We start from the raw sequence: 18,441 nt of genomic DNA, 5'->3' as shown, positions 1-18,441 counted from the left end.
TTATGCCTGGCGGGCGCCGGGGAGAAATTTTACCCACGCCCGTACGCCAGATTGCGTCAGCCGGTTGTGCAAAAAGAACTGCGCGTCATGCAGTTGCGCGATACGCGACACAATGCTTAATCCCAGGCCCGCGCCGCCATAGCGGCTGTCCATACGTACGAAGGCTTTACTGAGCTCTCCGCTGCGACTTTCATCAATGCCCGGCCCTTCATCTTCCACCGCCAGTACCGGTGCGGCAGCGTTTTCGATACGTACGGTAATGGCCGATCCTGTCGGGCTATAGCGGTGGGCGTTTTCCACCAGGTTTCTCACCAGCAGCCGCAGCAGCGTGGCGTCACCGGCAACCGCAATGTCCCTTTCTGGCTCTGCAATTTCCAGCGTCTGTTCGCGCGCGGTCAGCATCTGTTCCAGTTCACTGCGCATGGGTTGCACCACATCCTGCAACAGCATCACCTGCTGGTAACTCCCTGCGGAGAAAGACTGCCCGACGCGCGCCAGCAGTAATAGCTGGGCAATGTTTTCCGTCATTTGCTCAAGGCGCTGCACCAGCGGGTCGACGTTGATACCGCTGGTTTTCGCCATCAATTCCAGATGCAGACGTAACCCCGCCAGCGGCGTGCGCAGCTCATGGGCAACGTCGGCGGTAAACAGCCGCTCCCTGTCGAGGGTTAGCGTCAGGCGGGAGACCAGCTCGTTAATCGATGAGGTAACCGCTTCCACTTCGCTGACGCTGTTGTTGAGCGTGATGGGTTGCAGGTTGTTCGGTGTGCGTTTATTCAGCTCTTCCTGCAGCTCAAGCAGCGGACGGGTAATGGCTTTCACCGCCTGCATACAGAGCAGCAGCGCCAGCCCGATGATCAACAGGCTTGGCACCAGCAGGCTGGCCACTGCTTCGCGGACTTCATGCTCGATATGTTTGCGGTTGTTGTGATTATGAATGGCTGCCTGCACCAGCAGCTGGATTTGCTCTTCGCTTTCATGCCACAGCCAGAACACGCTGACCAACTGGCAAAACACCAGAATGCCACCGATGGTGAGTAACAAACGGCGGCGCATGCTCCAGCGCCTGAAATTGAAGAGCGCCATCAATCAGCTCCGTTCCTGTGGTTGTACCAGCATGTAGCCAAACCCGCGCACGGTACGGATACGCGATTTGCCGATTTTGTCGCGTAAATTATGGATATGCACTTCCAGCGTATTTGTCGACGGTTCGTTATCCCAGTTGTAAATATCGTTATAGAGGATCTCCCGGTGTACCGGGCTTTCGGCTTTCAGCATCAGGCGCGACAGCAGGGCGTACTCTTTTGGCGTCAGCTCCAGCAACTGGTTATCCAGCCACGCCTGGCGGCGGGTCACATTCAGCGTCAGATTACCGTGGCTGATTTCGTTATCGCCCTGATTATTATGGCGGCGCAACAGCGCGCGAATGCGGGCGTTCAGCTCGTCCAGCGCAAAGGGTTTGACCAGGTAGTCGTCTGCACCGGTATCCAGCCCTGCCACGCGATCTTCAAGCGTATCGCGGGCGGTGAGGATCAATACCGGCAACGTATATTTTTCGCGGCGCAGCCGGGTGAGCAGATGCAAACCGTCTTCATCCGGCAGACCCAAATCGAGCACCAGCAGGCTGTAATGGCCGTTTGCCAGACACAGCGCAGCTTCATGCGCGGTAGAGACGCCATCGCAGGCGTACCCTTCGCTTTGCATCGCCAGAATCAACCCCTGCAACAGCAGAGCATCATCTTCAACCACCAGAATCTTCATTTCAACTGCCCCCGGCACGCGGTTAAAAGATCGTCTTCAGCACGGTACTCTTTCGTGCTGACACCCAGTATACCCAACATCGTCGGGAAGAGGTTGTCCTGTGAAACTGCCTTCTCCCGCGCATTTTTTTGCAGACACTGACTGTTCACGCCATAACGCGTTTGATACTCCTGCGACAGCCAAATCAGCAGCGGAACATGTTTTTGTGTTTCCGGCGCAATGGAGTACGGCAGGCCGTGCAAGTAAACGCCATTTTCACCAAGCGACTCACCGTGATCGGAGAGATAAACCAGGCTGGTGGTGAATTTATCCTGCTTCGATTGCAGCAATTTTATTGCTTTATCAACAATATAATCGACGTACAAAATGGTGTTGTCGTAGGTATTAATCAGCTGCTGCTGTGAGCAGGTCTGAATTTCATTGGTATCGCAGGTCGGCGTAAATTTACGGAACTGCGCCGGGTAGCGGTTGTAATACGTCGGCCCGTGGCTGCCGATGGTGTGTAATACAATCACCCCGTCACCCTGCAATTTATCGATATAACTGGCGAGATCGTGGAATAAGATCTCATCCTGGCATTCGCCTTTAATACAGTAATCCGGCAAGTTTAATTGCGTCATATCCTGATGCGGAACACGATCGCATGCGCCTTTACAGCCACCGTCGTTCTCATTCCACAGCACGTTAATTCCCGCACGTTGGATAATATCCAGCAACCCTTCCTGATGCGCCGCCAGTTGATCGTCATAATGGGCGCGTGTCATACCGGAGAACATGCACGGTACGGAGACGGCGGTCGCCGTCCCACAGGAAGCCGTGTTCTGAAAATAAATAACATTATCCTGTTTTAACAATGGGTTGGTTTCACGTTCATAACCGCCGAGTGAAAAGTTTGCCGCACGCGAAGTTTCACCCAGCACCAGAATAGTGAGGTTTTTGTGCGGACCGCGCTGCATTTCCGGGCGTTGACGCGCATCTTCGCCAATTCTCACCAGCGGCAGATTGGCGGTGCGGTTATGGGAATACCACGACAGTGAAGCTGTAATGGAGTTTGACGGGCTGAGTGTTTTCACCAGCTCTTTATTATTGCGAAACAGCGAGGCGTAATCTTTATAAAACAGCAGCGCCACCGCCACGATAACCAGCACAGAAATAATAATGCTGGCAACGCGCAACATTACGCTGCGTAACGCGGAGCGGGCGGGTTTTATTTTAATCCACCAGGCGATAACCACGGCCAGAATGCCGGTCAGCAGCAGCGTCAGCACCAGCTTGGTCGACAGCAGGGCGAAACTTTCCGCCGGCGTAGTGTCGAGAATATTGGTGATCATTGAACGGTCGATAATAATGCCAAACGTCGAAATGAAATACTGCGCCGCCGAACTCACCAGCACAAAGAGTGAGATAACCAGGCGATCAAGACGCACAAATGACGCCAGAGACAACACAATATTAATGACACTGAAAGCAACCAGTGGCATGGAAAGGAAAACCAGCCAGCTATGCAATGAGTTCACCGGCAATAAAGTGAATGCCTGGTGATAAAACGCAATATTCAGGCCCAGCGCAATATAAGCGGCGAAGAGCAGAAGAAAATGGAGGCGGCTTAAGGTTGGCCGACGAAGGTGAAGCATACGCATACTCGGATCCTGCAATGAAAGTAGCGCTATGCTGACAGCCGATTTTTAAGACAACCTTAAGAAATTAAGCAAAGCACTGGCGGGAGAAAAAATTCCCGCCGTCTGCCTCTTAACCCAAATGTTGCACCGCTTTTTCCAGCGCGACGCGCAGCAGATGCCGGTCGTGGCGGTAGGGAATATCGCTGGCTTCCAGCACTTCCTGAATAATTAACCGATCGCTAACGGCTTGCGTGTCGACTTTCGGGCCAACAATGGCGGCATCGATAATTTTTTTACCGACGTACTGCTCCATAATCGCCAGTTTGTCTGCCAGCGTCAGGCTGGCGGCGGCCGGGCTGAGTTCTTTACCAAGGTTGCCAATGTAAACGACCGGCGCGGGTGTACGGCGTAACGCCTGCGCCAGATCGTCGAGCAGCAGCAGCGGCAGCAGGCTGGTGTAAAAGCTGCCTGGGCCGATGATAATCAAATCCGCTTCTGCGATTGCCTGTACTGCTTCGCGAGTGGCATGCACCTTCGGAAACAGCATTAACTCCTGGATTGGCGCGTGAAGCTGGTCAATATTGACCTCGCCATAAACCTGATGCCCTTCACTGTCTGTCGCCATTAAATCGACAGGTTGCTCAGACATCGGGATCAAAAACGCGTCCACCTTTAATAAATTGCGAATTAAATTGATCGCTTCCAGAGGCCGCACACTGAGGTGATCGAGCGCCTTTAACATTAAATTTCCGAGGTTATGCCCGGAAAGTTCGCCGTTACCGCTAAAACGGTACTCAAACATCGCCGAGGCTACGCTCGGTTCCGTGATGAGCTGGTTTAAACAATTACGCATATCGCCCCAGGCTATTCCGCCTTCAGAGCGGCGAATACGCCCGGTTGAGCCGCCATTATCGGTGGTGGTGACAATGCCGGTAAGTCGCGATCCTAACGAGGCAAGCGAAGACATCACACGCCCGAGGCCATGCCCGCCGCCGAGGGCGACAACACGATCCAGGTCTGCAAGTGTGCGATTACGCATAATGGTTCCTTATGAAAATTTACCGCGCTACGTTAGCCTAAATACCACCAAAAGACGATGCCGCGCAGGAAGGAAAATGACACATATCAAAGCAAAAAGGCGATTTTCGCGTACTCTGTAGCGAAAGTGCATGATCATGCCGCTATGTATCTGTTTATATAGCGATGATCGTGATAGCGAAAGCCCGACGTTCGCGCTACTATCGCTTAAGCAATTTTAGCGTTACCGACAAAACATACACTCAAGCCTAAGCAACCTAACTCTCACGACATGGTGCTTTGGCCGTAGCAAAACCGAACGGTTCTGCTGCCAGGGTGCAGAAAGAAATGACTGCATCTCCCGTACTTGGAAAGGTGTACATGGCCTCACAACTTACCGATGCGTTCGCGCGTAAGTTCTATTACTTGCGTTTGTCGATCACCGATGTGTGCAATTTCCGTTGCACCTACTGTCTGCCCGACGGCTATAAGCCGAGCGGCGTCAACAATAATGGCTTCCTGAGCGTCGAAGAAATTCGCCGGGTGACGCGCGCGTTTAGCTCGATGGGCACGGAGAAAGTGCGCCTGACCGGCGGGGAACCCTCCCTGCGCCGCGATTTTACCGACATCATTGCGGCGGTGCGTGAAAACAGCGCTATCCGGCAAATCGCCGTCACTACCAATGGCTACCGCCTTGCACGTGACGCGGCTCAGTGGCGCGAGGCGGGGCTTACCGCCATCAACGTCAGCGTCGACAGTCTCGATGCGCGGCAATTTCACGCCATTACCGGGCAGGATAAATTCCGCCAGGTGATGGACGGTATTGATGCCGCCTTCAGTGCCGGGTTTGCCAAAGTCAAAGTCAACACCGTGTTGATGCGCGATGTGAACCATCATCAGCTCGACACCTTTCTGGCGTGGATCAAATCGCGTCCCATCCAGCTACGCTTTATTGAACTGATGGAAACCGGCGAGGGCAGCGAGCTTTTTCGCAACCACCATATCTCCGGCATGGTGCTGCGCGATGAGCTACTTAAACGCGGCTGGATCCACCAGTTGCGCCAGCGCAGCGACGGCCCGGCACAGGTTTTCTGCCACCCGGATTACGAGGGGGAGATCGGCCTTATCATGCCGTATGAAAAAGATTTCTGCGCCAGTTGCAACCGTCTGCGCGTCTCCTCGACCGGTAAACTGCATCTGTGCCTGTTTGGCGATGGCGGCGTGAATCTGCGCGATCTGCTGCAAGACGATGCACAGCAGGCGATGCTTGAACAGCGTATTGCGGTGGCGTTAACGCACAAAAAGCAGACGCACTTCCTGCATCAGGGCAATACAGGCATTACGCAAAACCTTTCATACATCGGCGGTTAAACCGCAAGGAGAATGACATGAGCCAGGTCAGCGCTGAGTTTATCCCGGTCAGGCTAGCTATTTTGACGGTCTCCAGCCGTCGCGGTGAAGAAGACGATACATCCGGTCACTGGCTGCGCGACGCCGCGCATGAAGCCGGTCATCAATTGGTCGATAAAGCCATCGTCAAAGAGAACCGTTACGCCATTCGCGCCCAGGTTTCCGCGTGGATCGCAAGCGATGATGTGCAAGTCGTGTTGATCACCGGCGGCACCGGTTTGACGGAAGGCGACCAGGTGCCGGAAGCGTTATTGCCGCTGTTCGACCGCGAAGTCGAAGGGTTTGGCGAAGTGTTCCGCATGCTCTCGTTTGAAGAGATTGGCACCGCGACGCTGCAATCCCGCGCTGTCGCCGGTATAGCGAATAAGACGTTGATTTTTGCCATGCCCGGTTCGACCAAAGCCTGCCGCACCGCATGGGAAAATATTATTGCGCCGCAGCTGGATGCGCGTACGCGCCCGTGTAATTTCTATCCCCATCTTAAGAAATAAGTTATGTCACAACTGACCCATATTAACGCCGACGGCGAAGCGCATATGGTGGATGTCTCCGCCAAAGCGGAAACCGTCCGTGAAGCGCGCGCTGAAGCGTTTGTCACCATGCTGCCGCAAACGCTGGCGATGATCGTCGACGGTAGCCACCATAAAGGCGATGTCTTTGCCACTGCGCGTATCGCCGGGATCCAGGCGGCGAAACGCACCTGGGAGCTGATCCCCCTGTGCCACCCGCTATTGTTGAGCAAAGTCGAAGTGCAGTTGCAGGCCGAGCCGGAACATAATCGCGTACGTATCGAAGCCGTATGCCGCCTGAGCGGCAAAACCGGTGTGGAGATGGAAGCGCTGACCGCCGCTTCGGTGGCCGCGTTAACTATTTACGATATGTGCAAAGCGGTACAAAAAGATATGGTGATTGGCCCGGTGCGCCTGCTGGCGAAAAGCGGCGGCAAATCGGGTGATTTCAGGGCGGATAGCAATGATTAAAGTCCTTTTTTTCGCGCAGGTGCGCGAACTGGTCGGCTGCGACAGCACCACCATTGAAACGTCTTTTAGCTCTGTGGAAGCGCTGCGCCAGCATCTGGCCGCACAGGGCGAGCGCTGGGCGCTGGCGCTGGAAGAGGGCAAATTGCTGGCGGCGGTGAATCAGACGCTGGTCAGTTTTGACCATCCGTTGCAAAGCGGCGATGAAGTCGCTTTCTTCCCGCCGGTCACCGGGGGTTGAAATGAGCGAAACGCGAATTTGCGTCGATCATGCGACGTTCAGCGTCGGCGATGAATACGCCTGGCTGGCGGCGTGCGATGAAGACGGCGCGGTAGTGACGTTTACCGGTAAAGTGCGCAATCACAATTTAGGTGACAGCGTCAGTGCGTTAACGCTGGAGCACTATCCGGGTATGACGGAAAAATCGCTGGCGGAGATCGTTGATGAAGCGCGCAGCCGTTGGCCGCTCGGGCGTGTCACCGTATATCACCGTGTGGGCGAATTGTGGCCGGGCGACGAAATTGTCTTTGTTGGTGTGGCCAGCGCGCACCGCAGCAGCGCGTTTGACGCCGGGCAATTCATTATGGATTACCTGAAAACCCGCGCGCCGTTCTGGAAACGAGAGGCGACGCCGGAAGGCGATCGCTGGGTGGAAGCCCGCGACAGCGACCAGCAGGCGGCGAAACGTTGGTAATCCGTTGAGCAGGGATGTGTTAACCTTAAAAGGCTAACCCATCAATCTGGAGTGATTATGGACCGTTTCCCTCGTTCTGATTCAATTGTTCAGCACAGCCGTACCGGCTTACAAACGTATATGGCGCAGGTATATGGCTGGATGACCTGCGGCCTGCTGCTGACGGCGTTTGTCGCCTGGTACGCCGCGCGCAGCGAAGCCATCATGTCGTTCGTGTTTTCCAGCCAGATAACCTTCTTTGGCCTGGTGATTGCGCAACTGGCGGTGGTGTTTGTGCTCTCCGGGCTGATTCATAAGTTGAGCGCCGGGCTGGCAACCACGCTGTTTATGCTCTATTCGGCGCTAACCGGGCTAACGATTTCCAGTATTTTGCTGGTCTATACCGCGCAATCTATTGCCGCCACCTTTGTCGTCACCGCCGGGATGTTTGGCGCGATGAGCCTGTATGGTTACACCACCAAACGCGATCTCAGCGGCCTCGGCAGCATGCTGTTTATGGGGCTGATTGGTATTCTGCTGGCCTCACTGGTCAACTTCTGGCTGAAAAGTGAAGCGCTGATGTGGGCAGTAACTTATATCGGGGTGGTGATTTTCGTTGGTCTGACCGCCTACGACACGCAGAAGCTGAAAAATATCGGTCAGCAAATCGATGTTCGCGACGCGTCGCAGCTGCGTAAATCCTCCATTCTCGGCGCGCTGACGCTGTACCTCGACTTCATCAACCTGTTCCTGATGCTGTTGCGTATTTTCGGCAACCGCCGTTAATATCCCGCTTCACGATCCCGGCATTTGCCGGGATTTTTTTGCCTTGCGGACAGCCGCTATTCAGGGAGGAACCCGTTGAAACCCTTTGGCTGGATCCAGCCTGCACAGGTCGCGCCTGCAGAGCTGATGGTCAATATTTGCTTATGGCTGGCGGCAGGAATGGCGCTGAGTATCGCGACGGCCTGGCTGGTGCTGGATGTCATGGCGATCCGCGCGTTTACCGAACACAGCGCGATTATTGTGCTGCTGGTGATCCTCTGGTTTGTCGCCGCCCTGGTGCTCAACGTTCTTTTTGACCGCTTCAATACCTGGCTGGCGTTAGCCGGTCTGGCACTGATGAGTATCCTCTCGGGCTTGTTGCTCGCCAGCCTGTTTCCGCTCGCCGGGATTATCGTCCATCTGGCGATTACCGGCGGCATGTATCTGCTTGGCGCAGCGATTGCCCATTTTGCCGGTTCATCCCTGCGCGGCAGCGGTTACTACTGGCTGATGGCGCTGGCGGGTCTGGTGCTGGCGATAGCCGTAAACAGCCTGCGTCACAGCGGTCTGTTACTGTGGTTCGGTAGCATAATGGCGGTGCTGTTCTTTAGCGCCGTGAGCGCATACAAAAGCAAGTCCATCGCCGTAAGCGCGCGCGAGCTCTACGCCCGCGAATTTACCACCGTGCAGAGCAGTGCGATCCGTGGCGCACTGGCTATCTGGCTTGGGGTCATCACCGCGTTTTTCAGAACGCTGGAACTGCTGTCGTACCTCTTACCTGGCACCAGCTCGCGCTAAAAACTTACTGCTGCGCCATCGCTTTTTCGTTTTTCGCCCGCAGCTTTTTCGCCCGGCTCTCCAGTAACAGGTAGCAAACCAGCGCCAGCAGCAGCGGCAGGAAGTAGTAAAGTACGCGGTAGGCGAGCAGGGCGGCGATAATCATGCCTTGTGAAACGTGCTCGCTGGCGAGCAGGGCGATGAACACCGCTTCGAGCACGCCGATCCCCGCCGGAATATGCACAATCACACCTGCGATACTGCTGACCAGCAACACGCCAAGCACGAAGAAGAAATCGGCCTGCATGCCCATCAACAGCCAGATAATCGCCCCCATGGCTATCCAGTTGGCGCTGGAAATAGCCAACTGCGCAACGGCAAATTTCCACGATGGCAGCACCAGCTTGTGGCCTTTAATCGTCAGATGGCGGCGTTTGGCGAATGCGCAGCCCCACAGGTAAACCGCGATCACCAGCAGTAACACCACGCCGACAATGCGTAACGTCGTGTCGTCGATATACCAGTGCGCCGGGATCTGCACCACGCCGAAGGTAAAAATCACCCCGCCGAGCAAAATGTAGCCCAGCCAGTTGGTGGTAATACTCAGTGAGAAAATGCGGGTAATCGTGCTCCCCGGCAGGCCAAGACGTGAGTAAAGCCGGTAGCGCATACCGATGCCGCCGACCCACGTGCTGAGCGTCAGGTTAAAGGCATAACAGATAAACGACACCAGCATCACCTGGCGTTTTGCCAGCTTGTGCCCGCAGTAAGCACGGCCGAGCAAATCATAGCAGCCGTATAGCAGGTAGCTGATTACCACCAGTGCGACGGCGCTCAGCAGCGCGGTGCGGTTATAGTCGCGAATAACTTTCCAGACATCATCCCAGTTCACTTTTTGTGCATACAGCACCAGCAGTACCACAACAGCAATAAAGAACAGGACCGTGAGGACTCTTTTCGCCAGCCGCCAGCGCGGATGTGAGCGTGATGTCATGGTTTCACCCCTGAGTGCTGCGCTTCAGTCCGATCCTGGGTTTCGATTTCGGGCTGAACGGGCGGCTCCACCTCGGCCAGCCTTGGCGTATGCGCCGGTAGCCAGCCGACCATCGCCGGGAAGTGGCGTAAAAAGTGGAACACCACCACGCTTTTTCCGAGGTTCCACCACGTTCGTTTCGGCGCCATGGACTCATTTACCCGCACGCAGTCGTTATTAATCAGCCCCTGCAAATTGTCGCGTAGCGTCTGGTTAAACACGCGGTCATGAATAATCAGATTGGCTTCAAGGTTGAGCGACAGGCTCAGCGGATCAAGATTGCTGGAGCCGATAGTGGCCCAGTGATCGTCCATCAGCGCCACTTTGCCATGCAGCGGGCGGCGGCGATATTCATACACCTGGACACCACCTTTCAGCAGATAGTTATAAAGCAGCTCCGCACCGACTTTCACAATCGGCATATCTGGTTCACCCTGCACAATCAGTTTTACGCTGACACCACGCCGGGCGGCGCTGCGCATGGCGTGCAACAACCGGTAGCCGGGGAAGAAGTAGGCGTTGGCGATGATCACTTCGCGGCGCGCATTCGCCAGCATTTTCAGGTAGTGGCGTTCAATGTCGTCGCGGTGATCATCATTATCGCGCCAGACAAACAGCGCCTGCGCTTCGCCGGGTTTGCGGTTCTCCTCCGGGCGATGGCGGCGTTTGCGCCACCAGCGTTTGACAGGTGCGTTATCCGGCAGGTTCTCCAGTTCAAATTGCAAAATATCCAGCACCACCGGGCCTTCAACCCGCACGGCGTAATCCTGCTTCGCTTCCGGGCCGTAGCTGGTGACGTGCTCTGCCGAGTAGTTAATGCCGCCAACAAACGCCACCGTGTTATCGATTACCACGATTTTGCGGTGCATGCGGCGAAAGAGATTGGTGCGCATGCCGAACAGCCGTGGGCCGGGATCGTAGTAACGGAAAATTACCCCCGCCGAGGTCAGCGCACTGACAAACGGTTCGCTCAGATCCGGCGAACCGTAGCCGTCCAGCAGCACTTCAATGCTGATCCCGCGCTGGGCGGCACGCAGCAGCACCTGCTGCAACTGACGTCCAACATCGTCTTCAAACCAGATAAAGGTTTCCAGAATAACGCGCTGTTTTGCATGATCGATGGCGTCAAACAGCGCGGGGTAATAGTTATCCCCGTTTTCCAGCAACTGAATGCGATTACCTTCCCGCCAGCTACATTTCATAGATGGATCTCCGCGCTCAGTGGGGCATGATCGGACAAATGACGCCAGTTACGCAGCGGCAACGCGGTCGGTGCGCTGGCGTTCGCGTTTTTCACATAAATACGATCGAGGCGCAGCAGCGGCAGGCTCACCGGAAACGTGCGGGCAGGGCGTCCATGCGCGCGGGTGAAGATCTCCTCCAGCCCGGCCTGCGTTTTTAACGGGTGATTGGCTTTTTGCCGCCAATCGTTAAAGTCGCCAGCGACCACCACCGGTTCGTTTTCCGGCAGCCCATTGACCCACTCCGCCAGCATGGTCAGTTGTGCCTGGCGGTGCGCTTCCCGTAGCCCGAGGTGGACACAAATCACATGCAACGCATGACCCAGATCCGGCGGCATAATGCGGCAGTAGAGTAGGCCGCGCTTTTCGCTGCCGTCAACGGAGACGTCGCGATTTTCATAATGCTCAATCGGAAAGCGGGAGAGCACCGCATTGCCATGATGTCCTTCCGGGTAAACCGCATTGCGCCCGTAGGCGTAATCGCTCCACATGGTGTCGGCAAGGAATTCGTAATGGGTGGTGTCCGGCCAGTTTTCCACATGCAACGGGTGAACTTCATGCGCGCCCATCACCTCTTGCAGGCAGACGATGTCGGCGCTAACGGTACGCACCGCGTCGCGCAGCTCGGGCAAAATAAAGCGGCGATTAAACGCGGTGAAGCCTTTATGGGTATTAATGGTGAGCACTTTTAATGAAAAATTTCGCGCGTGTTGGGTCATAACTCTCCTGCCAGCGTCACTCTCCTCGTGAAAATAAATTGTAGTCCCTGTCACAAAAAAGGGCGGGGTTACGGAATTTTCCGTAAATACGAGTACTCTTCATACAGATAAAAATCCTTCAGGAGAGAAGCCATGAAGTGGCAACAACGTGTTCGTGTCGCGACTGGCCTGAGTTGCTGGCAGATTATGTTGCACGTACTGATTGTAATGCTGCTGGTGATGGGCTGGATGAGCGGCATGCTGGTGCGTGTTGGCTTAGGGCTGTGTGTGCTGTATGGCATCTCCGTGCTGCTGATGCTGTTTCTCCAGCGCCACCATGAAGCGCGCTGGCGCGAGTTCGGCGATGTGCTGGAGGAGCTGACCACCACCTGGTATTTTGGCGCGTCGCTGATTGTTATCTGGCTGCTCTCCCGCGTATTGCAAAATAACTATTTGCTGGCGGTTGTCGGGCTGGCGATCCTCGCGGGACCGGCGGTGGTGTCGCTGCTAACCAAAGAGAGAAAACTTCCCGCTAAATCTTTCGGCCTGCATCAACGCGGTAACGCAGCCAATTCTCACGATCACCGCTAAGCAGTCAAACAGACGGGCAAGCAAACCTGCCCGTACATACGCTGAAAACCCGTCACATGATTTTGCGCCTGAACAGCGCATACGCCGCTGAACCGGTGGTCGCCGCAATCACCAGCAGCGGCCACAAACTCTGCCAGACAATGGTAAAGCTGGCGTCCTTCAGGTAAATCTGCTTGGTAATATCGGTAAAGTGGCGAATCGGATTCGCCCAGGTGAGATCCTGCAACCAGATCGGCATATTCTCCACCGGCGACACATAACCGGAGAGCAAAATCGCCGGCATCATAAAGACAAACACGCCAATAAACGCCTGCTGCTGGGTTGAGCAGAGCGACGAAATCAGCAAGCCAAAACCCACCAGCGACAAGCCATACACCAGCATGGTGAAATAGAACAGCAGCAGCGAACCGGCGAAGGGGATTTTATACGCCAGAATACCCACGCCGAGCACAATCGTTGCCTGGAACGTGGCGACAATCAGCGCCGGTACCGCTTTACCGACAAAGATTTGCCACGTCGCCAGCGGTGAAACCAGCAATTGATCGAGCGTGCCTTGCTCGCGTTCACGCGCCACCGACAGCGAGGTAACAATCATCACGCCGATGGTGGTAATCATCGCAATCAGCGACGGCACCACAAACCATTTGTAATCAAGATTCGGGTTATACCAGTTGCGTACCACCAGTTCGCTGTTGTTCGGTTTTTCCCGCCCGCTGAGCAGCTCCTGTTGATACGCTTTGACGATCTGCTGTAAATAATTGGCGGCGATTTGCGCGCTGTTCGAGTTACGCCCGTCCAGAATCAACTGCATCGGCGCGGTAACGCCGCTGTCGAGATTGCGCGAGAAATCCGCCGGGAAGCGCACCAGCAACAGCGCTTTTTGCGTGTCAATGGTGGGGCGAATTTCTTGCGGGCTGTTCAGCAGTAACACATGGGTAAAGGCTTTCGCGCGGGCAAAACGCTGGGTCAGTTCGACGGCGTGTTTGCCGTTATCTTCGTTATAGATGGCGATGGTGGCGTTGGTCACTTCCAGCGTGGCGGCGAAAGGAAACAGTAGCACCTGAATCAGCACCGGCAGGATCAAAATGGCGCGGGTCTGCGGCTCGCGCAGCAGCGATTGCAACTCTTTGCGGATAAGCGTCAGTAAACGGTAAAACATGGCTTTTCCTTAATCCAGTCTGCGTTTGGTTTTCAGCCACGTCAGGCCAATAAACATCACCGCCGAGGCGATTAAAAACAGCACATTCACCAGCAGCACCACCGGGATATTGCCCGCCAGAAACAGGCTTTGCAGGGTGCTGACAAAGTAACGAGCCGGAATAATGTACGTCACCACGCGGATAATCGCGGGCATGCTGTCTATCTGGAAAATAAAACCGGACAGCATAATCGACGGTAAAAACGCGGCGTTAAGCGCCACCTGCGCGGCGTTAAATTGATTGCGTGTGACGGTAGAAATCAACAGCCCCATGCCTAAGGTGCTGAGCAAAAACAGGCTGGTAATCAAAAAGAGGATCAGCAGCGAGCCGCGATACGGCACGCCGAGAATAAATACCGACACCAGCATGCACAGCCCCATCGCCAGCATGCCAAGAAAGTAATAGGGAATAAGTTTGCACAGCAGCAGTTCCGCGCGGGTGATTTCGGTGGAGAGCAGCGCTTCCATGGTGCCTCGCTCCCACTCGCGCGCCACCACCAGCGAGGTGAGGATCGCGCCAATCACCGTCATGATAATGGTCACCGCACCAGGGATAATAAAATGCTGGCTGATAGCCGCCGGGTTAAACCAGTAGCGCGTTTGCACATCGATCAAAGGCTTAAAGGTCTGCCCGCTGTCTTCCGCGCGTTGCTGCTGCCAGAGTTGCCAGATGCCTTCGACATACCCCTGCACAAAGTTAGCGGTGTTCGGTTCGCTGCCATCAGTTATCACCTGCACCGGCGCGCTGTCGCCAGGGCGCGCCATCTGCGCGGCGAAGTTCACCGGGATCACCACCAGCCCGCGAATGCGCCCGGCCTGCATCATCTGAATCAGCTGCTGGCGGTTATCGCTGATGGTGGCATCAATATAGGGCGAACCGGTCAGCGTATGGGTAAAATCGAGCGCCTCTTCGCTGTGCTGTTCAAGCAGTACGCCTACGCGCAGTTTGCTGGAATCGAGATTAATACCGTAACCGAAAATAAACAGCAGCAGCAGCGGGATCACCACCGCAATCAGCCAGCTACTCGGGTCACGCACAATCTGGCGCGTCTCTTTGACGCATAACGCGCGTACGCGCCGCCAGGAGAGGGCTTTAACGCTCATCGTTGTGCTCCTTATCCCAGTTATGGATAAGCGTAATAAACGCGTGTTCCATTGTCGGGTCCGGGTGATCCGCATCGGCGGTTTGCGCCTTCAGCGCATCCGGCGTGCCGCTGGCAATTAACTTCCCGCGATAGACCAGCCCAATGCGATCGCAATACTCCGCTTCATCCATAAAGTGGGTGGTCACCATTACGGTGACGCCTTTTTCCACCATGCTGTTGATATGCAGCCAGAACTCGCGCCGCGTCAGCGGATCGACACCGGAGGTGGGCTCATCCAGAAACAAAATGTCCGGCTCATGCATCAGCGAGCAGGCCAGTGCCAGCCGCTGCTTAAAGCCGAGCGGCAGTTCATCGGTGGCATGACTGGCGATACTTTTCAGCCCGAAAGCCTCGCACATGCGGTCGATTTTCTCGTTCTGTGCCCGCCCGCGCAGGCCGTAGACGCCGGAAAAGAAGCGCAGGTTTTGTTCGACCGTCAGGTTGCCGTACAGGGAGAACTTCTGCGCCATATACCCCAGATGCTGGCGCGCTTTGCCGGAGCTGACTTTCAGATCCATATTCAGCACCAGCGCCTGGCCATCAGTCGGCACCAGCAAACCGCACATCATTTTGAAGGTAGTGGATTTCCCCGCGCCGTTCGGGCCGAGCAGGCCAAAAATCTCTCCGCGTTTGACGGCGAAATTGACATTATCGGTGGCGGCGAAATCGCCAAACTTTTTGGTCAGCGATTTGGCTTCAATTACCGTCTCTTCCGCGCTGCCTTCCACCGTATGCAGAATCGCCCCCAGTGGCGATTCGGAAGTGCCCGCGCCGCCAAGCAGGTCGATAAAAGCATCTTCAAAGCGCGGCGCGGTCTCCTCGATCTCCAGAGCGGGCATCTTTTCTGCCTGCCGCAGATCCTCGGGCTGCGCCCCTTTTTTCAGGATCATACGCACCGAGCGGCCCTGGATCATGCCGTCGCTGACCTGCGGCTGCCGCAGGATACGCCGCAGCAGACGGCGGTTGTTCTCCTCTGAACTGGTGACGAGGAAGCTGCGCCCGGCCATGGTTTGCGTCAGTGCTTTCGGTTCGCCCTGATACAGCAGTTCGCCTTCGTTCATTAACAACACGTCGCGGCACTGCTCGGCTTCATCAAGGTAGGAGGTGCTCCAGAGGATCAGCATGCCGTCGCCGGCCAGTTCATGCACCATCTGCCACAGTTCGCGACGGGAAATCGGATCGACACCGACACCCGGCTCATCCAGCAACAGCACTTTCGGTTCGCCGACCAGCGTACAGGCCAGCCCCAGCTTCTGTTTCATGCCGCCGGAGAGTTTCCCGGCCAGCCGCCCGGTAAACGGGGCGAGGGCGGTGAACTCCAGCAGCCGCGCAAACGTCTGCCGGCGCTGCTCGCCGGTAACGCTGCGCAAATCGGCATACAGATTGAGGTTTTCCATGACCGTCAAATCTTCATACAGGCCAAACTTCTGCGGCATATAGCCGAGCATGGCATGCAGTTCGCTGTCATTGGCGATGGGGTCGAGGCCCATGACGCGCGCGCTGCCTTCATCCGGGCGCATCAGCCCGGCAAGGATGCGCATCAGCGTGGTTTTCCCGGCGCCATCCGGCCCGACAAGGCCGGTGACATATCCCGCTTTGATCTCACAATCCAGCCGCGCGACGGCGGGTTTTTCCATTCCGGCAAAGCGCTTTACTAACCCGCGCAGATGGATAGCCGCGTCACTCATGGCGCGCCTCGCCGCTAAAGCGCAGCGTAACAGGCATCCCCTGGCGCAGGCTGTCATCGGCATCGGTCACAATAATGCGCAGGCGATAGACCAGATCGGTACGCAAATCCGGGGTTTCGACGGTTTTTGGCGTGAATTCGGCGGTGGGCGAAACAAAGCCAAATTTTCCGTGATAAGGCTTATCCGGGCGGCCATCGGTATACAGCAAAACCTCTTGCCCCGGCTGTGCCTGGTGCAAATTGCGTTCACCCACGTAGGCGCGAACCCATACCGGGCGGGTCAGGGAGAGGGTTAATACAGTGCTTCCGGCGCTGAGCATGCTGCCGGGTTCGACAGCGCGCGTCAGCACGGTGCCGTTACTCGGCGCGATAAGCGTGGTGTCATGCAGATCCAGTTGCGCCTGTGCCAGCGCGGCTTCGGCTTGTTCCAGGCTGGCTTTTGCCTGGGCGATTTCCTGCGGGCGATTACCGGCGCGGTACTGGCTCAGTTTATCTTGTGCCGATTTCAGCGTTGCCTGGGCCTGATCCCGTGAGGAGCGGGCATTTTCCAGGTCGTTTGCCGAAATCGCCCGGCTTTTCATCAGTCCCTGCTGGCGCTGAAAGAAGTTCTGCGCGTAATCATATGCCGCTTGCGCCTGACGCACGGCGGCGACGGCCTGGGCTATCTCTTCATCACGGTAACCGGCAGTCGCCAGCGAGTATTTTGCCTGTGCCGTTGCGACATTGGCTTGTGCCTGCAACAGCGCGTTTTGATAGGGTGCTTTATCTATTTCGCCAAGTGTTTGCCCGGCGCTTATCGCATCCCCTTCATCCACGTTCAGCGCAGAGAGCCGCCCGCCAACGCGGAAACTTAAATTCACCGTGCGGATGTCGACATTCCCGTACAGGGTGAGCGTGTGGTCTTGTTTGCTTTGATACCACATCCAGCCGCCGCCCAGCGCGGCCAGTACCACCACAACTATCACTACCACGACGATGGGTTTTTTCATCACGTTGAACTCCTGTTCGTTAATCCTTGCAAGATAAGATCGATATGACAGGTGATGACCTGATAAATCTGTGTCGCTTTCTCTTCATCAAACTGCGTCCATCCGGCGCGCAGCAAAATGGTTTCCCGCCCGAGGCGAAAGGCGAGGATCTGGCCGATAAGCGCATGGGTATGAATAATGGTTTGCGTATCTTTGGCGTCGCGCCCGGTGTAGGCGGCGAGCAGTGCCGTAAAGTGGCTGTGCAGCGGCGCAATCACCTGGTCATGCACCAACTGGTAAGCGCGCGTCGGCGAGAGCTGTTCGCGGGAGATAAATTTGCTCAGGTTGAGCGTCTCGTCATGAGTGAGCAGCACAATCATGTTTTTACAGGCGCGGTGGATCAGCTCGCGAATAGCGGCTTTATCCGGGGTGGGCTGGGCGAACAGCTCTTCGGCGGCCTGCACATGCGGGCGAAAATTGTCGCTGATAAAATCGGCGATCCACTGCGCGCAGGCGAGATATAAATCCTCTTTTGAGCCAAAATAGTAAGTGATCGCGGCGATGTTCTGCCCGGCTTGTGCGGCGATATCCCGCGTGGTGGCATGCAAGCCATATTCACCAAACTGTGCCAGCGCGGCGGCAATCAGCTGGTTTCGGGCCTGTTCGCCCCGGCTGGTGGTCGGTGTTGTATGCATGGCGGTGATGAAAGTTAATCAATCGATTGATTAACTTTATGGCTAAATTTTAGGCTTGTCCAGTTAGCGGTGCGTTAATATCACGCATTCCGTACCCGGAGGGATATTTTATGCGTGTGATCACAAAAGCTGATACACTCCGCCCCTTCATGACATTGTGGTTTTTGTCATCAGCCAAATTATTA

At 55.8% G+C, this 18,441-nt stretch carries 20 protein-coding genes and 1 riboswitch; of the genes, 8 read left to right on the top strand and 12 right to left on the bottom strand.

From position 1 onward, the window contains the following. The 4 genes from pmrB to yvcK form a co-directional block, all read right to left on the bottom strand. Entirely contained in the window at positions 1-1,086 is a 1,086-nt protein-coding gene (pmrB, locus tag AAIG26_RS04015) for a two-component system sensor histidine kinase PmrB (protein WP_020457096.1), read from the bottom strand. A 3-nt stretch (positions 1,087-1,089) separates the two neighbouring features. After that, positions 1,090-1,761 (bottom strand): two-component system response regulator PmrA, encoded by a 672-nt coding sequence (gene pmrA / locus AAIG26_RS04010; RefSeq protein ID WP_020457097.1) that lies wholly within the window; start codon positions 1,759-1,761, stop codon positions 1,090-1,092. Then, positions 1,758-3,401: a phosphoethanolamine transferase EptA gene (gene eptA, locus AAIG26_RS04005; RefSeq protein ID WP_045514027.1), complete on the bottom strand. Its 1,644-nt coding sequence runs from the start codon at positions 3,399-3,401 to the stop codon at positions 1,758-1,760. The genes pmrA and eptA overlap by 4 nt, the downstream gene beginning before the upstream one ends. A 109-nt stretch (positions 3,402-3,510) precedes the next feature. Next, positions 3,511-4,419: a uridine diphosphate-N-acetylglucosamine-binding protein YvcK gene (gene yvcK / locus AAIG26_RS04000; RefSeq protein ID WP_020457099.1), complete on the bottom strand. Its 909-nt coding sequence runs from the start codon at positions 4,417-4,419 to the stop codon at positions 3,511-3,513. A gap of 226 nt (positions 4,420-4,645) precedes the next feature. After that, positions 4,646-4,791: riboswitch (molybdenum cofactor riboswitch) on the top strand. Between yvcK and moaA the strand changes: the two genes are divergently transcribed. The 7 genes from moaA to AAIG26_RS03965 all read left to right on the top strand — a co-directional run bounded on the left by moaA (position 4,779) and on the right by AAIG26_RS03965 (position 9,021). After that, the gene (gene moaA, locus AAIG26_RS03995) at positions 4,779-5,768 is read left to right on the top strand and encodes a GTP 3',8-cyclase MoaA (protein ID WP_343180025.1); all 990 of its coding nucleotides are present in this window, start codon (positions 4,779-4,781) and stop codon (positions 5,766-5,768) included. (Overlaps the previous riboswitch by 13 nt.) A 17-nt stretch (positions 5,769-5,785) precedes the next feature. Then, positions 5,786-6,298, top strand: coding sequence for a molybdenum cofactor biosynthesis protein B (gene moaB, locus AAIG26_RS03990; protein WP_020457101.1), 513 nt, complete (start codon positions 5,786-5,788; stop codon positions 6,296-6,298). A gap of 3 nt (positions 6,299-6,301) precedes the next feature. Next, on the top strand, positions 6,302-6,787 hold the full coding sequence (moaC, locus tag AAIG26_RS03985) for a cyclic pyranopterin monophosphate synthase MoaC (RefSeq protein WP_045514037.1): 486 nt from the start codon (positions 6,302-6,304) through the stop codon (positions 6,785-6,787). Continuing rightward, positions 6,780-7,025 carry a molybdopterin synthase sulfur carrier subunit gene (gene moaD, locus AAIG26_RS03980; RefSeq protein WP_045514041.1) on the top strand — a complete coding sequence of 82 codons (246 nt, stop codon included), beginning with the start codon at positions 6,780-6,782 and terminating at the stop codon, positions 7,023-7,025. The genes moaC and moaD overlap by 8 nt, the downstream gene beginning before the upstream one ends. A gap of 1 nt (position 7,026) precedes the next feature. Then, the gene (moaE, locus tag AAIG26_RS03975; RefSeq protein ID WP_020457103.1) at positions 7,027-7,479 is read left to right on the top strand and encodes a molybdopterin synthase catalytic subunit MoaE; all 453 of its coding nucleotides are present in this window, start codon (positions 7,027-7,029) and stop codon (positions 7,477-7,479) included. A 57-nt stretch (positions 7,480-7,536) separates the two neighbouring features. Continuing rightward, positions 7,537-8,244: a Bax inhibitor-1/YccA family protein gene (locus AAIG26_RS03970; RefSeq protein WP_017455996.1), complete on the top strand. Its 708-nt coding sequence runs from the start codon at positions 7,537-7,539 to the stop codon at positions 8,242-8,244. A gap of 75 nt (positions 8,245-8,319) precedes the next feature. Further along, positions 8,320-9,021: a Bax inhibitor-1 family protein gene (locus tag AAIG26_RS03965; RefSeq protein ID WP_343180023.1), complete on the top strand. Its 702-nt coding sequence runs from the start codon at positions 8,320-8,322 to the stop codon at positions 9,019-9,021. Between the two features lie 4 nt (positions 9,022-9,025). Here AAIG26_RS03965 and AAIG26_RS03960 read toward each other — a convergent pair whose 3' ends face one another. The 3 genes from AAIG26_RS03960 to AAIG26_RS03950 are packed head-to-tail and all read right to left on the bottom strand — an operon-like array spanning position 9,026 to position 11,993. Continuing rightward, on the bottom strand, positions 9,026-9,994 hold the full coding sequence (locus AAIG26_RS03960) for a lysylphosphatidylglycerol synthase domain-containing protein (protein ID WP_045514047.1): 969 nt from the start codon (positions 9,992-9,994) through the stop codon (positions 9,026-9,028). Beyond that, positions 9,991-11,235, bottom strand: a complete 1,245-nt coding sequence (gene clsB, locus AAIG26_RS03955; RefSeq protein ID WP_020457106.1) for a cardiolipin synthase ClsB — start codon at positions 11,233-11,235, stop codon at positions 9,991-9,993. Before clsB ends, AAIG26_RS03960 begins: the two co-directional genes overlap by 4 nt. After that, positions 11,232-11,993 carry an endonuclease/exonuclease/phosphatase family protein gene (locus tag AAIG26_RS03950; RefSeq protein WP_020457107.1) on the bottom strand — a complete coding sequence of 254 codons (762 nt, stop codon included), beginning with the start codon at positions 11,991-11,993 and terminating at the stop codon, positions 11,232-11,234. Before AAIG26_RS03950 ends, clsB begins: the two co-directional genes overlap by 4 nt. A gap of 132 nt (positions 11,994-12,125) precedes the next feature. Between AAIG26_RS03950 and AAIG26_RS03945 the strand changes: the two genes are divergently transcribed. After that, positions 12,126-12,563, top strand: a complete 438-nt coding sequence (locus AAIG26_RS03945; protein WP_343180022.1) for a YbhQ family protein — start codon at positions 12,126-12,128, stop codon at positions 12,561-12,563. Between the two features lie 52 nt (positions 12,564-12,615). Here AAIG26_RS03945 and AAIG26_RS03940 read toward each other — a convergent pair whose 3' ends face one another. From AAIG26_RS03940 to cecR, 5 genes are read right to left on the bottom strand one after another with little or no spacing between them, the layout of a single operon-like run. Next, positions 12,616-13,722, bottom strand: coding sequence for an ABC transporter permease (locus tag AAIG26_RS03940; protein ID WP_343180021.1), 1,107 nt, complete (start codon positions 13,720-13,722; stop codon positions 12,616-12,618). 9 nt (positions 13,723-13,731) lie between these two features. Next, positions 13,732-14,865 carry an ABC transporter permease gene (locus tag AAIG26_RS03935; protein WP_045514051.1) on the bottom strand — a complete coding sequence of 378 codons (1,134 nt, stop codon included), beginning with the start codon at positions 14,863-14,865 and terminating at the stop codon, positions 13,732-13,734. Then, on the bottom strand, positions 14,855-16,594 hold the full coding sequence (locus AAIG26_RS03930) for an ATP-binding cassette domain-containing protein (protein ID WP_343180020.1): 1,740 nt from the start codon (positions 16,592-16,594) through the stop codon (positions 14,855-14,857). Before AAIG26_RS03930 ends, AAIG26_RS03935 begins: the two co-directional genes overlap by 11 nt. Next, on the bottom strand, positions 16,587-17,582 hold the full coding sequence (hlyD, locus tag AAIG26_RS03925) for a secretion protein HlyD (RefSeq protein ID WP_343180334.1): 996 nt from the start codon (positions 17,580-17,582) through the stop codon (positions 16,587-16,589). Before hlyD ends, AAIG26_RS03930 begins: the two co-directional genes overlap by 8 nt. Beyond that, on the bottom strand, positions 17,582-18,256 hold the full coding sequence (gene cecR / locus AAIG26_RS03920; RefSeq protein WP_020457113.1) for a transcriptional regulator CecR: 675 nt from the start codon (positions 18,254-18,256) through the stop codon (positions 17,582-17,584). Before cecR ends, hlyD begins: the two co-directional genes overlap by 1 nt. Positions 18,257-18,441 lie beyond the last annotated feature (185 nt).

The organism is Kosakonia sp. PSU_27, from assembly GCF_039409795.1.
Taxonomy (GTDB): Bacteria; Pseudomonadota; Gammaproteobacteria; order Enterobacterales; family Enterobacteriaceae; genus Kosakonia.
The sequence above is the reverse complement of the archived record's forward strand: the minus strand, read 5'-3'. Positions and strand labels throughout refer to the sequence as shown.

Coding starts and splice junctions, on each gene's coding strand:
- AAIG26_RS03930 (WP_343180020.1), bottom strand. CDS start 16,594: ATGAGTGACGCGGCTATCCATCTGCGCGGGTTAGTAAAGCGCTTTGCC.
- AAIG26_RS03945 (WP_343180022.1), top strand. CDS start 12,126: ATGAAGTGGCAACAACGTGTTCGTGTCGCGACTGGCCTGAGTTGCTGG.
- moaE (WP_020457103.1), top strand. CDS start 7,027: ATGAGCGAAACGCGAATTTGCGTCGATCATGCGACGTTCAGCGTCGGC.
- AAIG26_RS03970 (WP_017455996.1), top strand. CDS start 7,537: ATGGACCGTTTCCCTCGTTCTGATTCAATTGTTCAGCACAGCCGTACC.
- moaD (WP_045514041.1), top strand. CDS start 6,780: ATGATTAAAGTCCTTTTTTTCGCGCAGGTGCGCGAACTGGTCGGCTGC.
- pmrA (WP_020457097.1), bottom strand. CDS start 1,761: ATGAAGATTCTGGTGGTTGAAGATGATGCTCTGCTGTTGCAGGGGTTG.
- clsB (WP_020457106.1), bottom strand. CDS start 11,235: ATGAAATGTAGCTGGCGGGAAGGTAATCGCATTCAGTTGCTGGAAAAC.
- AAIG26_RS03950 (WP_020457107.1), bottom strand. CDS start 11,993: ATGACCCAACACGCGCGAAATTTTTCATTAAAAGTGCTCACCATTAAT.
- moaA (WP_343180025.1), top strand. CDS start 4,779: ATGGCCTCACAACTTACCGATGCGTTCGCGCGTAAGTTCTATTACTTG.
- moaB (WP_020457101.1), top strand. CDS start 5,786: ATGAGCCAGGTCAGCGCTGAGTTTATCCCGGTCAGGCTAGCTATTTTG.
- hlyD (WP_343180334.1), bottom strand. CDS start 17,582: ATGAAAAAACCCATCGTCGTGGTAGTGATAGTTGTGGTGGTACTGGCC.
- AAIG26_RS03935 (WP_045514051.1), bottom strand. CDS start 14,865: ATGAGCGTTAAAGCCCTCTCCTGGCGGCGCGTACGCGCGTTATGCGTC.
- moaC (WP_045514037.1), top strand. CDS start 6,302: ATGTCACAACTGACCCATATTAACGCCGACGGCGAAGCGCATATGGTG.
- AAIG26_RS03960 (WP_045514047.1), bottom strand. CDS start 9,994: ATGACATCACGCTCACATCCGCGCTGGCGGCTGGCGAAAAGAGTCCTC.
- AAIG26_RS03940 (WP_343180021.1), bottom strand. CDS start 13,722: ATGTTTTACCGTTTACTGACGCTTATCCGCAAAGAGTTGCAATCGCTG.
- cecR (WP_020457113.1), bottom strand. CDS start 18,256: ATGCATACAACACCGACCACCAGCCGGGGCGAACAGGCCCGAAACCAG.
- pmrB (WP_020457096.1), bottom strand. CDS start 1,086: ATGGCGCTCTTCAATTTCAGGCGCTGGAGCATGCGCCGCCGTTTGTTA.
- yvcK (WP_020457099.1), bottom strand. CDS start 4,419: ATGCGTAATCGCACACTTGCAGACCTGGATCGTGTTGTCGCCCTCGGC.
- eptA (WP_045514027.1), bottom strand. CDS start 3,401: ATGCGTATGCTTCACCTTCGTCGGCCAACCTTAAGCCGCCTCCATTTT.